13 protein-coding genes are annotated in these 13,935 nt (G+C 71.1%); 9 read left to right on the top strand and 4 right to left on the bottom strand.

Annotated features, from left to right (window positions below):
• Positions 1 to 142: 142 nt before the first annotated feature.
• Positions 143 to 1,369: an NADP-dependent malic enzyme gene (locus tag Manayef4_RS13450; protein WP_070131818.1), complete on the bottom strand. Its 1,227-nt coding sequence runs from the start codon at positions 1,367 to 1,369 to the stop codon at positions 143 to 145.
• 950 nt (positions 1,370 to 2,319) lie between these two features.
• Between Manayef4_RS13450 and rfbC the strand changes: the two genes are divergently transcribed.
• From rfbC to Manayef4_RS13430, 4 genes are all read left to right on the top strand, one after another.
• A complete protein-coding gene (gene rfbC, locus Manayef4_RS13445; RefSeq protein WP_070131842.1) occupies positions 2,320 to 2,943 on the top strand; it encodes a dTDP-4-dehydrorhamnose 3,5-epimerase in 624 nt (207 codons plus the stop codon).
• Positions 2,940 to 3,515, top strand: a complete 576-nt coding sequence (locus tag Manayef4_RS13440) for a GNAT family N-acetyltransferase (RefSeq protein WP_011438128.1) — start codon at positions 2,940 to 2,942, stop codon at positions 3,513 to 3,515. Before rfbC ends, Manayef4_RS13440 begins: the two co-directional genes overlap by 4 nt.
• Before the next feature lie 296 nt (positions 3,516 to 3,811).
• Complete coding sequence (locus tag Manayef4_RS13435; protein ID WP_070131817.1) at positions 3,812 to 4,348, top strand: anti-sigma factor; 537 nt, start codon at positions 3,812 to 3,814, stop codon at positions 4,346 to 4,348.
• Positions 4,345 to 5,361 carry a SigB/SigF/SigG family RNA polymerase sigma factor gene (locus Manayef4_RS13430; RefSeq protein WP_083282453.1) on the top strand — a complete coding sequence of 339 codons (1,017 nt, stop codon included), beginning with the start codon at positions 4,345 to 4,347 and terminating at the stop codon, positions 5,359 to 5,361. The genes Manayef4_RS13435 and Manayef4_RS13430 overlap by 4 nt, the downstream gene beginning before the upstream one ends.
• 9 nt (positions 5,362 to 5,370) lie before the next feature.
• On the opposite strand, the gene Manayef4_RS13425 is transcribed toward Manayef4_RS13430, so the two are convergent.
• Positions 5,371 to 5,832, bottom strand: coding sequence for a hypothetical protein (locus Manayef4_RS13425; RefSeq protein WP_070131816.1), 462 nt, complete (start codon positions 5,830 to 5,832; stop codon positions 5,371 to 5,373).
• A 188-nt stretch (positions 5,833 to 6,020) separates the two neighbouring features.
• On the opposite strand from Manayef4_RS13425, the gene Manayef4_RS13420 reads away from it, so the two are divergent.
• Positions 6,021 to 6,998 (top strand): diacylglycerol kinase family protein, encoded by a 978-nt coding sequence (locus Manayef4_RS13420; RefSeq protein WP_070131815.1) that lies wholly within the window; start codon positions 6,021 to 6,023, stop codon positions 6,996 to 6,998.
• A gap of 27 nt (positions 6,999 to 7,025) precedes the next feature.
• Here the strand turns inward: Manayef4_RS13420 and Manayef4_RS13415 are convergent, their stop codons facing one another.
• Complete coding sequence (locus tag Manayef4_RS13415; RefSeq protein ID WP_011438133.1) at positions 7,026 to 7,799, bottom strand: glycerophosphodiester phosphodiesterase; 774 nt, start codon at positions 7,797 to 7,799, stop codon at positions 7,026 to 7,028.
• Between the two features lie 547 nt (positions 7,800 to 8,346).
• Here Manayef4_RS13415 and Manayef4_RS13410 point away from each other — a divergent pair.
• Positions 8,347 to 8,595 carry a WhiB family transcriptional regulator gene (locus Manayef4_RS13410; RefSeq protein WP_011438134.1) on the top strand — a complete coding sequence of 83 codons (249 nt, stop codon included), beginning with the start codon at positions 8,347 to 8,349 and terminating at the stop codon, positions 8,593 to 8,595.
• A gap of 426 nt (positions 8,596 to 9,021) precedes the next feature.
• Here Manayef4_RS13410 and Manayef4_RS13405 read toward each other — a convergent pair whose 3' ends face one another.
• Positions 9,022 to 10,485, bottom strand: coding sequence for a sensor histidine kinase (locus Manayef4_RS13405; protein WP_175443387.1), 1,464 nt, complete (start codon positions 10,483 to 10,485; stop codon positions 9,022 to 9,024).
• 100 nt (positions 10,486 to 10,585) lie between these two features.
• Between Manayef4_RS13405 and Manayef4_RS13400 the strand changes: the two genes are divergently transcribed.
• The 3 genes from Manayef4_RS13400 (at position 10,586) to bioB (ending at position 13,760) form a co-directional block, all read left to right on the top strand.
• Positions 10,586 to 11,752, top strand: a complete 1,167-nt coding sequence (locus Manayef4_RS13400; RefSeq protein WP_070131840.1) for an 8-amino-7-oxononanoate synthase — start codon at positions 10,586 to 10,588, stop codon at positions 11,750 to 11,752.
• Between the two features lie 30 nt (positions 11,753 to 11,782).
• Positions 11,783 to 12,499, top strand: a complete 717-nt coding sequence (gene bioD / locus Manayef4_RS13395) for a dethiobiotin synthase (protein WP_011438137.1) — start codon at positions 11,783 to 11,785, stop codon at positions 12,497 to 12,499.
• 208 nt (positions 12,500 to 12,707) lie between these two features.
• A complete protein-coding gene (gene bioB, locus Manayef4_RS13390; protein WP_070131839.1) occupies positions 12,708 to 13,760 on the top strand; it encodes a biotin synthase BioB in 1,053 nt (350 codons plus the stop codon).
• Positions 13,761 to 13,935: the final 175 nt, after the last annotated feature.

The raw sequence follows: 13,935 nt of genomic DNA, 5'->3' as shown, positions 1-13,935 counted from the left end.
TAGCGGGACTCGGGGGACTCGACCGTCAAGGGGGGGGACCCCGCGTGGCACGGGCCCCGTGGAGGCGTCCAGGGACCCCGGAGAAGGTGCACCGGGATCCCTGGACGCCTTGGCTGGCACGACGGCGATCAGCCGGCCCTCGTCAGCGGCGGGCCACCCCGTCCGCCCGCGCGGCCGCGGCCGTCGCCGCGGCGACGGCCGGGGCGACCCGGTCGTCGAACACGCTCGGGATGATGAGATCCTCGGCCAGCTCGTCCGCGATCACCGCGGCGAGCGCCCTCGCGGCGGCGAGCTTCATGCCCTCCGTCACGCGGCTGGCCCGGACGTCGAGCGCTCCCCGGAAGATTCCGGGGAAGGCGAGGACGTTGTTGATCTGGTTCGGGTAGTCGCTGCGACCGGTCGCCACGATCCGCGCGTACTTGTGGGCGACCGCCGGGTCGATCTCGGGATCGGGGTTGRCCATCGCGAAAATGATCGCCTCCGGCGCCATGGTGGCGACCGCCTCCTCCGGGACCTGCCCGGCGGACAGCCCGAGGAAGACATCGGCGCCGGCGAGCGCGTCGGTGATGGACCCGGCCAGGCCGGCACGGTTGGTCTCGGCGGCGAGCGCGGCCTTGCTCGGGGTGAGGTTGTCCCGACCGGCGTAGAGGATGCCGCGGCTGTCGCCAACCKCGATGTCCCCGATGCCGGCGGCCAGCAGGATGCGGGCCACGGCGGCSCCGGCAGCGCCCGCGCCGGACACCACGGCACGCAGATCACCGAGGGTGCGTCCGGTGAGCTTCGCCGCATTCTCCAGCGCGGCCAGCGCGACGATGGCCGTTCCGTGCTGGTCGTCGTGGAAGACCGGGATGTCGACGCGGTCCTGCAGGAGGCGCTCGATGGCGAAGCAGCGCGGTGCCGAGATGTCCTCGAGGTTGATCCCGCCGAAGCTCGGAGCGAGGCGCGCGACGGTGTCGACGATCTCCTCGACGTCCGTGCAGGCAAGGGCCAGTGGCACCGCGTCCACACCACCGAAGCGCTTGAACAACGCGGCCTTGCCCTCCATCACCGGCAGGGAGGCCGCGGGGCCGATGTCACCGAGGCCGAGCACGGCCGTCCCATCCGTGACCACGGCAACGGTGTTAGACCGCCAGGTGTAGTCGTCGGCAAGGGCCGGAGTCCCGGCGATGGYGGTACACACCCGCGCGACTCCGGGCGTATAGGCCAGGGACAGGTCTTCCCGACTGTTCAATGGAGCGGTAGCGTTGATGTTGATCTTTCCTCCGCGGTGCAGGGCGAACGCGGGATCGTCGTCGGACGGCCGCGGRCTGAGCCCGGCGAAGTCCGACGTGGTGGAACCGAGAGTCGGCTGGTCAGTGGTTGCGGTCACGGAGGTTGCTCCTCGAACGAGCCGCCGGCGGACCCCGCGACGATCGCGGTCTCACCTGGGCTGCGGCTACAACGTGCTCATACTCCCGTGCGGTGCGTGTTTCGCGGAAGAACAAGCCTGAGCGGTACCGCCTCATCGTGTAAGGCGGGCGATCGACCGGGTGTTGCCCGGGGTTGCTTCCAATATGGCACGCGCGGCCGCCCCTGCTCCCGACGGCGCTTCGCCGACGGCGAACCGACAACGAACGTATCGGCAACGGAAACGAAACATACCGCCACGGAGAGGATGCCGACGCCCGAGGGAAGCATCACGTGATCAGAAGCGGGGGTCTCCCCCGGCTACCGGCAACCCACCGACACGCCCCCCCGGGCCCAAAAGGTAATCCGTGCACAGCGATGCTTTCCGTCGTACTCGGGCGATGCCCATTCCGGCAATGACGGTAGCACTCCTGATGATTTCCGTCGGTGACCGGAACGACGGCTCCGGTGCCCCRGCGACGGCGATCTCCGGCATCCTCCGTCGACGGCTCCGTCCCTGGTCAGCTGCCCAAGGAGGTGCACGACAAGGGCACTCCGACGGTGTGACGACCAACAGTTCTGACGGTATGGCGACCGACAGTTCGTACGCGCTGAACGAATTCGTCGACACCGACGGAAGAACCATCGTCAGCATGGATATCGACCTGGCCCGGTCGCTCGCCGGCCTCCTGGCGGGCGAAGGTGCAACGCGCCCGGATCGCCTTCAATTCGGTTCCGCCATGGCCCRCGTCCGGTTGTTACGACATCGCTATGTCCTCGTTAACCGACACCAAGGAGCGGGAGAAACGGGTGGAATTTGTCACCTGCTTCGCCGCGGCCCCTCCGTCACGACCGGAGTCCGGGGCCGGCTCGGGTCCGACGCGTGGTCCGGCGTCCTGGGAGGCGCGGGACCGAACCGGTACCTTCGCACACGTGGAGATCAGCGAACTATCGGTTCCGGACGCCTGGGTGTTCACCCCGCGCCAGCACTCCGACAGCCGCGGGACCTTCCTGGAGTGGTTCCGCTCGGACGCTCTCGCCGAGGCGGTGGGGCATCCGCTCACCCTGTCGCAGGCCAACCACAGCGTGAGCCGGGCCGGCACGCTGCGCGGGGTGCACTACGCGCAGGTCCCCCCCAGCCAGGCGAAGTACGTGACGTGCGTGCACGGCCGGGTGCTGGACTGCGTCGTCGACATCAGGGTCGGCTCACCGACCTACGGGACGTTCGCGGCGGTCGTCCTCGACGACGTCGACCGGCGGGGCCTGTATGTCGCGGAGGGTCTCGGGCATGCCTTCATGGCGCTCACCGACGACGCCGCGATCTCCTACCTGTGCTCGACTCCGTATACCCCCGGGCGCGAGTATGGGGTCCACCCACTCGATCCCGATCTCGCGCTGCCCTGGCCCGACGATCTCGCGCCGTTGCTGTCCRACAAGGACACCGCGGCGCCGTCGCTCAAGGAGGCGGAGGCGGYTGGCCTGCTGCCCGACTATCGCGCCTGCCGGGCCCTGTACGCCGAGCTCCGCTCGGCGAGCGCCGCCGGGGACATCCGGTGATCCGGGTGGCCGGCCCCGGAGACGTCGAGGTCGTCCACCGCYTGGTCACCGAACTCGCCGCGTACGAGAAGGAGCCGGCCGCCGTCGCCATGACGCCCGCCGATCTCGACACGGCCCTGTTCGGACCGGTGCCAGCCGCGCACTGTCTGGTGGCCACCACAGACCACCTTGCCGGCGACCCCACCCCACCACAGGTCGCCGCCCCACCACAGGTCGTCGGCTTCGCGCTCTGGCACCCGACCTTCTCCACCTGGACCGGCCAGACCGGGATGTACCTCGTCGATCTGTTCGTCCGGCCGAACCACCGCCGCCGTGGCTACGGGCAGGCCCTGCTCACCACCCTCGCGACGATCTGCGCCGACCGCGGCTACCGGCGCATGGAATGGGCCGTACTGGACTGGAACGCCCCGGCGCAGGCGTTCTACCGCTCCCTCGGCGCGGGGCCGATCGAGGGCTGGACGACCTGGCGCATGGACGCCGACGCCATCACCACCCTGGCCGGCGTCGGGACCGGCAGCGCCGCGGCCGACGACCGCCTAAGCCGACGACCGCCTAAGCCGACGACCGCCTAAGCCGACGACGGCCTAAGCCGACGACGGCCAGACAGGCCGGATGCAACAGCTTACGATCACCCGACCTGCGGTACCCAGCGGCGGCTGGGTACGGTGGAGTCGGTGGCCGCCGCCCGGCCGCCGACGGAGCGGAAACCGTCCGCCCATGCGGGACGTCATGGTCGGGAGCGGAATACTCGACCCGTCGACGGGTGGGAGAGGAACCGCCGACAATATCATTATCTAATCGACCTTGGTCGGCAGGACACCCGCGAGGCGCCGTCCTCGCGCGACGCAGGCTCTTTGGGGGTAGGAACGTGGATCCGACGCCTTCGACCGGCGGCGCGGAGAGCTCCGACACCATCGACAGCCAAACCGCCCACTCGGGCGGCCTACGCGACGTGGTTGCGCTCACCCTGCCCGCCGCGAGCGCCTACCTCACCGTCCTGCGCACGGCGACGGCCTCGCTGGCGGCCCGCCTCGACTTCACTCTCGACGACATCGAGGATCTCCGGATCGCCGTGGACGAGGCGTGCGCCCTGCTGCTCGTCTCGGCCGTGCCGGGTTCCTCGCTGGACTGCACGTTCACCCTCTCGCCGGGGGTGATGCACGTCCTGGTGACGGTCGAGAGCCTGGACGGCGAGCAGCCCTCCGAGGACACCTTCGCCTGGACCGTGCTCAAGGCGCTGGCGGGCGACGTGCAGACCTCGACGGGCCCAGGGTCGCGGGTGAGCATCGCCCTGCAGAAACRCAGGGGCGTGCGCGCCGACCTCGGCGGGCCTCCGGCCGGCCACGTCCGAGGGTCGGGCGCGTCCAGAGAGACTCCACTGGGCGACACGGTAGGTACGTCGTGACGTCGACCGGGAGGACGCCGACCCCACCGCGCACGGTACCTGATCGCGACGTAGCCGATCATGACGTAGCCGATCGCGACCCGGTGTCCACGGTGGACCCGGTAGCGGCGTTGAGCCAACGGGGATCCGGGCTCGACGACCAGCCGGGGATCGACAGCGATCTCGGCCCCGAGGTGACGACCCAGGCGCCACCGAACCCGGCGGTGGACGGTCCGGCGAWCGACGGGGAGAGCGATCGGCCCGAGCGCGCGCACTCGCCCGACCGGGCCCTGGCCCGCACGCTGTTCGTCCGCCTCGCCGAGCTACCCGAGGACGATCCCGAACGCTCCGCCGTCCGCGATCAGCTCGTCCGGATGCACCTACCGCTGGTGGAGTACCTCGCCCGCCGCTTCCGTAACCGGGGCGAGCCGCTCGACGACCTCGTCCAGGTGGCCACCATCGGATTGATCAAATCGGTGGACCGGTTCGATCCGGAACGTGGGGTGGAGTTCTCGACCTACGCCACCCCGACCATTGTCGGTGAGATCAAGCGGCACTTCCGGGACAAGGGCTGGGCCATCCGGGTCCCCCGCCGCCTTCAGGAGCTCAAACTCTCCCTGACGAAGGCGACCTCCGAGCTCTCCCAGACGCTGGGCCGCTCCCCCACGGTGAGCGAGATCGCCCGGCATCTGCAGATGAGCGAAGATGACGTCCTCGAGGGGCTGGAGTCGGCGAACGCCTACTCGGCGGTCTCCCTCGACGCGCCGGACTCCGGCGACGACGAGGCGCCCGCCGTCGCGGACACCCTCGGCGTCCAGGACGAGTCCCTGGAGGGCGTCGAGTACCGCGAGTCCCTCAAGCCGCTGTTGGAGAAGCTCCCTGCGCGGGAGAAGCGCATCCTGCTGCTGCGGTTCTTCGGCAACATGACCCAGTCCCAGATCGCGACCGAGCTCGGCATCTCCCAGATGCACGTTTCCCGGCTCCTGGCCCGGACCCTGGCCCAGCTGCGGCGCGGCCTGCTCGAGGACGGCTGAGCGGATTCGTCACCCGGTCCCGCCGCCGCGCCGAGGCGGGACCACCGGCCCGAGCCCACCGGCCAGCAGCAACGCGACGACGATGACAAGGGGCACGACGAGCAGCGGGATGCCGTAGCCGTAGCGGCCGGACTGCACCAGCCCCCACGCCACCGGCAGGCACAGGATCTGCACGACCAAGGTGGGCGAGCGGAAGGATGYGCCGTTGCGCAGCACGCCCCCCGCGAGGACCGCCACACCGAGCCCGCCGACGATGGCGAGCACCCCACCGCTCTCGGCACGACCCACGTCGTCGATGTCCGGCCCGAAGCCGCGCAGCACCTGCAGGATTCCGAGGGCCAGCAGGGTCAGCGCCTCGATGGCGAGCAGGACGGACGCCACCCGAGTGGGCACGGACGCCGCGCGAGCAGCCTGCCGCAGCGTGCCGAAGCGGCCGGCCGCCGGCTGATCGGGATGACTCGTGGATCCCATATCCCTGACACTACGTTCCCGGGGCCGTCGGCGTTCCCGGGGCCGTCGACCGGTGCCCCCGGGGACCCTCCGGACGGTGTCCACCGCGCCATCACCCGTCGCACTTCGCGAGGTGCCCGCCGGATTCCACCGGTGTGAGAGTTTTCCCAGCCGGCGACCCGGATGACCGGGCGGACTACGGTGGAGGCATGCGAGGGCTGTTGGTCRTCAACCCCGTCGCCACTGCTACGACCGAACGTGTTCGTGACGTCCTCGCCAGCGCGCTCGCCGCGGACCTCGCTCTGGAGACTGTGGTCACCAAGGGGCGGGGGCACGGGGTGGAGCTGGGGGCCAGAGCGGCCGAACTCGGCGTCGACGTGGTGCTTGCGCTCGGTGGGGACGGTACCGTCAACGAGATCATCAACGGACTGCTCCAGAACGGTCCGGTACCGGGCGGCCCAGCGTTCGCCGTGGTCCCGGGTGGCAGCACCAACGTCTTCGCTCGCGCGCTAGGCTACTCCGCGTCACCGGTGGAGGCGACCGGCGAGCTGCTGAGCGCGCTCCGCGAGGGCCGCACCCGGCGGATCAGCCTCGGCCGGGCTCAGTACGGCGACGAACGGCGCTGGTTCACGTTCTGTTTCGGTATCGGCCTGGATGCCCGGGTCGTCGCGCGGGTCGAGGAGAAGCGTGGCAAGGGCAGGCGCAACACCGCCGGCCTGTTCCTGCGGACCGCGGCGGGTCAGATCCTCCACGGCACCGACCGCCGCGGTTCGCCCATCACCCTGACGACCGCCGACGCCGGCTCGGCCCCCGCCCCCGGGACCACCGACCCGGCGGGCGGGCGGGCCGAGGAGCACATCGCCTTCTGCATCGTCTGCAACACCCGCCCGTGGACCTACCTCAACTCCCGTCCCGTCCTCGCCTGCCCGGACGCGTCCTTCGACACCGGTCTGGACCTCCTCGCGCTGCGGCGGGTACGGTTGCCCAGCGTGCTGCGGGCCGCCTCGCGGATACTCACCGACGGCGAGGGTCCGCGCGGTCGCAACGTGGTGCGCCGCCACAACACGTCGCGTATCCGCTTCTCCACGGATACGCCCCTGCCGGTGCAGATGGACGGCGAGTATCTCGGGATGTTCTCCGAGGTGCTGCTGACCCACCARCCGCACGCGCTGCGCGTCGTCGCCTGACGGCTGCCCGCCCAGGAGAGTGTCCGCTCAGGCGTCGAGCGCCGTGGTGGGGGTCCCGTCCGGCCGGGACAGCGCCTGGTGGATCTCCATGGGGTCGTCGCAGATCGCCCCGGTGACGCCCGCGTCGCGGATCCGCCGGGCGTCCTCGAGACTGGTCACCGTCCAGGTGATCAACCGGATGCCGGCTTCGCGCGCCCGTCCCGCCGCGTCGGAGGTGCCGAGCACCGCGCTGGTGTGCACATGCAGTTCGGTGTGGCCCGCCGACCGTGCGTAGGCGAGGCCGCCGCTCACCGACATCCGGGGCATGGTGAGGAACGCCGTCGTGACCGCGAGGTCGGCGTCACGCACCGCCTCGATGGCGAACCAGTCGAACGACGACACCGTGATGCCGCCGGCACCGGCGTCAAGGTCGGCGGCGTCCGGCCGGCGGCCGGTCCATCCCCGGGCACGCAGCGTCTCGGCGAGCCGGCGCGCGGTCTGCTCCCGGGGGGCGTCGAAGTCCGGCTGCCCGGGCTGGTTCTTGATCTCACAGATGAGCCGACCGCGGCCATCCCACACGTCGAGGATCTCATCGAGCAGAGGGATGCCCCGGGCCCGCAGCGCCACCGTGGTCTGCCGGACCACGGCCCGGCCGGCGGGACGGGACAGCCGCGCGTCGTGCACGCAGACCAGGTCGCCGTCCGCGCTGCGCCGCACGTCGACCTCGACACCGTCGGCGCCCACCCGCAACGCGGCATCCACCGCCTCGACCGTGTTCTCCGGGCCGGGAACCCTGCTGCCACGATGACCGAGAACCTCCATGCCCCAACCCTGCCATCTCCGGCGACGCGAGCGGGTCAGATCGGGCCGGGATGACGGCGCGCACCGGCGCCGGAGCAGCCCTCAGGCAGCCCTCAGGCACCACAGAACGGATCCATGACCGACTGGCATGACACCGGCGGCTTGATCGCCGAGGATCCGGGCCGCCCACCGGCCGCACCGGTGACGATCGATGCAACGGAGCGTAACATCCCCTGGCAATCGGGACTCCCGTGGCACTTCGGCCATCCAGGGAGACGGTCGCCCCCCGTGGTCCGTCTGTGTCCTTGCCGGACAAGTGCAGGCCAGCCAGGCTGTGAAGAGGCTTGCAGGTTCTTGCGCCGCTGCCTGTTCGGGTGGGAGGGTGGCGAATGTCCGAGGTGGATGCACGTGCACCCGGGCTTACCGACACCCGGCAACCCGCTCTACGGCCGCCGTCGAGGCCGAGCAGACATCCTGCTCAATTTATTTTTCACCTCGGCACAACCGTAGCGGCTCACAAAGCGTCTCATGTGCAGTGTGGCCCGAGACGAGAGAGGGAGTTGTACGCATGGACTGGCGCCACAGAGCGCTCTGYCGTGACGAGGATCCCGAGCTCTTCTTCCCGATCGGTACAACCGGTCCGGCGGAACGCCAGGTCGAAGAGGCAAAGGCCGTTTGCGCGCGGTGCGCAGTCACGAGTGACTGCCTCAACTGGGCACTGGACACCGGGCAGGACTCCGGTGTCTGGGGCGGGATGAGCGAGGACGAACGCCGGGCGCTCAAGCGCCAGGTCCGACTCCGGGTTCGAACCGCCTGACCGCAGGACCGTCCCCGACGGCGGGCCGACAGCACCCGAGGAACCGGCACCACGTCCCGGGTCCGAACAACAACACCCGCTCGCGGCAGACCCTGCCCGCCGGAACCGGCACCACCGGATCCACCGGCGGACCGCAGTGGTCGCCGCATGAGGTCATGCCACAACCCGTACCGCGGCACAGGGGTGGCTGGCAGCAGCATCGGCCGTTCTGTCCGCGCGTCCGCCGCAGCAATGCGGCGCGACGCGGACGGGGCGGYCGTAATGTTTTCCGCCCCCGACCACACCTTCCGGCGATCGGGCCCGCTCAGGCGAACCACCGCCCGGGACGGTCCCGATCCGGCCCCCCACGAGCACGCCACATCGGCACGACGGCCATGGACGAGGGACACATCCTGGGGGATACCCCCTCCCGGGCACCCTAAACACTCAACTTTCAGAAAGTGGGATCGACAGGAGCGCCTCCGTCCCGTGCTCTGGACCGGCCTGGAGCCGGATGGTGCCGTRCATCTCGCCCAGCACCAGCTGGCGGACGATCTGCAGCCCCAGCCTTGGCGAGTGCTCGAGCTGGAAGTCCTCGGGCAGCCCGGCACCGTCGTCGGCCACGACCACGTCAAGCCGGTCCGCCAGGCGGCTGACCCGGATCTCGATGGAACCCGCCGAACCGTCGAACGCATGTTCTACAGCATTCTGCAGAAGTTCGGAAAGCACAAGAGCCAACGGGGTGGCGAGTTCGCCGGGAAGCCGCCCGAACGACCCGGTCCGGCGGGTGTTCGCCCGGGCCCCGGTGGAGGCCAGATCCACCGTGACCGAGGTGATCTGGTCGGCGATCTCGTCGAACGGCACGCTCTCCCCCAAACTCTGGGACAGCGTCTCGTGCACGACCGCGATCGAGGTGACCCGGCGCACCGACTCCCGCAGCGCCGAGCGCRCCTCGTCGACCTTCGTCCGCCGCATCTGCAACCGCAGCAGGGCTGCTACGGTCTGTAGATTGTTCTTGACCCTGTGATGAATCTCACGGATCGTCGCGTCCTTACTCAGCAGCAGCGCCTCGCGGCGACGCAGTTCGGAGACGTCCCGGACGAGCACCAGCACCTCCCGGGTCGCCCCGGGGAAGAGCGGGATCGCCCGCAGAAGTACCACCGTGCTCCCGACCGCGGCTTCCACCTCCACCGGCCGGCGCCGGCCGAGCGCGTGCCAGACCGCCGGGGTCGTGGCGGACAGGTTCAGCGCCCGGTGCACGGAGCGGAGGTCCTCGCCCGTGACATTGCCGGTGTAGCCAAGCCGGCGGTACGCCGAGAGCGCGTTCGGACTCGCGAAGATCACCTTCCCGGCGCCGTCGAGCCGCATCATGCCGTCGCCCACCCGGGGGGACTCGGGAAGCTCCGCCGAGCTGCCGCGGAACGGAAAGGCGCCCTCGGCGATCATCAGGGCCAGGTTGTTGGCACCCTGCAGATAAGCCGACTCCAGCGCGCTCGGCGTCCGGGTGGTCGCGAGGTTGGTGTCCCGGGCAAGGACGGCGATCACCTCGTCACCCCGCCGGACCGGGATCGCCTCCGTCCGCACCGGGACCCCACCGTCCCACTCGGGCTCGCCCTCCCGCGCGATCCGGTGTTCCCGCCAGGCGTTCTGGACCACCCAGCGATTGATCACGACGCTGCCGACCTCGTCGTTGTGGTACGCGGTCGGACCGGTGGTGGGACGGACCTGGGCCACGACGAGGAATTCGGCTCCGCTGGCGTGGCCGCCCCGGCTGGCCCCCGAGCCGGAGCGGACAGGCACGAGCAGCAACAGATCAGCGAAGGAGAGGTCGGCGAGCAGAGCCCAGTCCGCGACGAGCGCGTGCAGGTGGTCGATGCCGTCGTCGCTGAGATCCGTGCTCGCGCGCAGCATGTCGGCGAGGGTTCCCACGGCTCGCAGACTGCCAGACCGGCCGGGTTCGTGAGGTGGCGGGCACCCCATCACAGTGGCCGATACCCGTACGCTGGCCGTCGTGACCGTCGATGACGTCGAGGCTGCCGCGCCGCTCGCCTGGCTCACGGACCACGCCCGGGCCCGGGCCGCCGCCGGGCTGCGCCGCGAGCTACGCCCGCGGGGCGGCCCGGACAAACCGGGCGCAAGCGTGCTCGTCGATCTCGCGGGCAACGACTACCTCGGGCTCGGCCGTCATCCGGCGGTCGTCGGCGGCGGGATCCGCGCCCTGCGCGCCTGGGGTGCCGGGGCCACCGGGAGTCGGCTCATGACCGGGACGACCACGTTGCACGGGGAGCTGGAGAACGCGCTCGCCGCGCACGCCGGATTCGCCTCGGCCCTGGTCTTCTCCTCCGGCTACACGGCGAACCTCGCGGTGGTCACCGCCCTGGCCGGCCCCGGCGACCTGGTCGTCTCGGACGCGCTGAACCACGCCTCGATCGTGGACGCCTGCCGGCTGTCCCGGGCGGACGTCGTCGTGACACCGCATGCCGATGTGGMCGCGGTCGCGGCGGCCCTCGCCGGACGCCCCTGGCGACGGGCACTCGTCGTGACCGAGTCGGTGTTCTCCGCGGACGGCGATCTCGCCCCGCTGACCGAACTGCACGAGGCCGCCCGGGCCCACGGAGCGGTCCTGGTCGTTGACGAGGCCCATGCGCTCGGGGTGGTCGGGCCCGCCGGTCGGGGGGCACTCGCCGCCACGGGCCTTGCCGGGGAGCCGGACGTGGTGGCGACGGCCACCCTGTCCAAGGCGCTGGGCGGCCAGGGCGGCGCGGTGCTGGGCGAGGCGGCCGTGCGCGATCACCTCATCGACACCGCCCGCAGCTTCATCTTCGATACCGGCCTCGCCCCGGCGAACGTGGGCAGCGCGCTGGCCGCCCTGGAGTTTCTGGGGGCCCACCCGGAGCTGCCCGGCACCGTCCGGCGCCGGGCCCGTCAGCTCGCCGGCCTGACCGGCGCGCCGGATCCCGCCGGGGCCGTCGTTTCAGTGATCATTGGGGATCCCGAACCCGCGATCGCGGCCGCGACGACCTGCCGCGGGCACGGGGTGGCCGTCGGCTGCTTCCGGCCACCGACGGTGCCGGTCGGGACCAGCCGGCTGCGCCTCGCCGCCCGGGCCGATCTCACCGATGCCGACCTCGCGATCGTCACCAACGCGCTGGCCGCCGCCGGGGTCCTGGCCCGATGACAGCCCTGGCCCGATGACAGCCCTGGCCCGATGACAGCCCTGGTGGTGACCGGGACCGGCACCGGGGTCGGCAAGACGGTGGTGACGGCCGCGATCGGCGCGCTCGCGCACGACCGACACCACGCGGTCGCGGTGGTGAAACCGGCCCAGACCGGTGTCGGCCCCGGCGAGTTGGGTGACGTCGACCTCGTCCGCGATCTGACCGGGATCACCGACGTCCACGAGCTGGCCCGCTACCCCGACCCGCTCGCTCCGGCCACCGCCGCCCGCAGGTCCGGGCACCGGGCCGTCGACCTCGACGAGCTCGCCGCCCGGATCGGCACCCTCGCCGACAGCCGCGATCTCGTCCTCGTCGAGGGCGCCGGCGGCCTGCTGGTCCGCTACGACGCGGGCGGCGCCACCCTCGCCGACCTCGCCCGGGTGCTGCGGGCGCCGGTGCTCGTCGTGACCGCCGCGGGCCTGGGCGCTCTGAACGACACGGCGCTGACCCTGGAGGCGCTGGCGCACCGCGGCCTGGACCTCGCCGGCGTGGTGGTCGGGTCCTGGCCGGCCGAACCGGATCTGGCCTGCCGGTGCAACCTCATCGACCTGGAAAGCCTGGCCGCCCGGCCGCTGGCCGGCGTCCTTCCGGCGGGAGCCGGCCTGCTGGCCCGGCTCGAGTTCCTGGCCGTGGCGCGTGCCTCGCTGCAACCGGCACTTGGCGGCACGTTCCGTGCCCAGGAGTTCAGAGCTCGCTACGAGACGTAACCACCATGCTCGATAGTCTTCGGGGCTCGATGGTGTTCGGGAATCCGGCCCCACATCCGCGCGCCGGTTCGACAATGGATGCGCATGCACCTGGGTGCATGCGCATCAGTCCCGACCACGATGCCCACCGCACCCACGCACCCACGCACCCACCGCACCCGTCGACCCTTGTCTGGAGACCCCTGTGACTGCATCCGTGACCACGTCCGTGACCGCGCACCCCACCGCACCTGCACCTGCGTCGCAGCGGCCGCCGGCGGACCAGGACGGTGCCGACATCCTCACCGTGGCACGGCGCGAGGTCCTCGATGGCGGACGGGGGCTGGACGAGGCCGGCGTGCTCGCCGTGCTCCGGCTCCCGGACGAGACGCTGACCGATCTGCTCGCCCTGGCCCACGAGGTGCGGATGCGCTGGTGTGGTCCGGAGGTCGAGGTGGAGGGGATCGTCAGCCTCAAGACCGGCGGATGCCCGGAAGATTGTCACTTCTGCTCGCAGTCCGGCAAGTTCGACTCGCCGGTGCGGTCCGCCTGGYTGGACGTGCCCTCGCTCGTCGACGCCGCCCGGCAGACCGCGGCGACAGGCGCCACCGAGTTCTGCATCGTCGCGGCCGTGCGGGGCCCGGACGCCCGGCTCATGGCGCAGGTGCGGGAGGGGGTCGCCGCCATCCGTGCGGCGGTCGACATCAACGTCGCCTGCTCGCTGGGCATGCTGACCTCCGAGCAGGTCGACGAACTCACGGCGATGGGTGTGCACCGTTACAACCACAATCTGGAGACGGCCCGCTCGCACTTCCCGAACGTGGTCACCACCCACAGTTGGGAGGAGCGGTGGGAGACCTGTGAGATGGTGCGGGCCGCGGGGATGGAGCTGTGCTGCGGCGCCATTCTGGGCGTCRGCGAGAGCCTCGAGCAGCGTGCCGAGCTCGCCACCCAGCTTGCGGCCCTGGAGCCCGACGAGGTTCCGCTGAACTTCCTCAACCCGCGGCCGGGAACGCCCTTCGGGGATCTTCCGCTGGTCGAGCCGCGTGACGCGCTGCGCGCGATCGCGGCGTTCCGCCTCGCCATGCCGCGCACGATCCTGCGCTACTCCGGCGGACGCGAGATCACCCTGGGCGATCTCGACGTGCAGGGGATGCTCGGTGGCATCAACGCCATGATCGTCGGAAACTATCTGACGACGCTGGGCCGCTCCGCGGAGGCCGACCTGAAGATGCTGGCCGAGCTGAGCATGCCGATCAAGTCCCTGCAGGCCACTCTCTAAGCCGTTTTGACGCTGGTTCGTGCCCGGCTGGTTCGTGCCCGGTGCTGATGCTCCCGTTCGCGCAGGAGGTGGACCTGCTTCACACTTGGATGCGTCTCTACCCGCCCGAGTCTCCGACGGTGACCGGCGGCTCCGGCCCCGGCAGGACTGGTCCCGAGATGAACCCGACGCCGCA

It is taken from the genome of Frankia sp. CgMI4 (assembly GCF_001756285.1).
Lineage (GTDB): Bacteria > Actinomycetota > Actinomycetes > Frankiales > Frankiaceae > Frankia > Frankia casuarinae.
This window is presented reverse-complemented; position numbering and strand designations above follow the sequence as displayed.

What these genes read in the sequence shown, in the direction of transcription:
- Manayef4_RS13415 (WP_011438133.1), bottom strand. Translation starts at nt 7,799, where the DNA reads ATGGAGGTTCTCGGTCATCGTGGCAGCAGGGTTCCCGGCCCGGAGAAC.
- bioD (WP_011438137.1), top strand. Translation starts at nt 11,783, where the DNA reads ATGACAGCCCTGGTGGTGACCGGGACCGGCACCGGGGTCGGCAAGACG.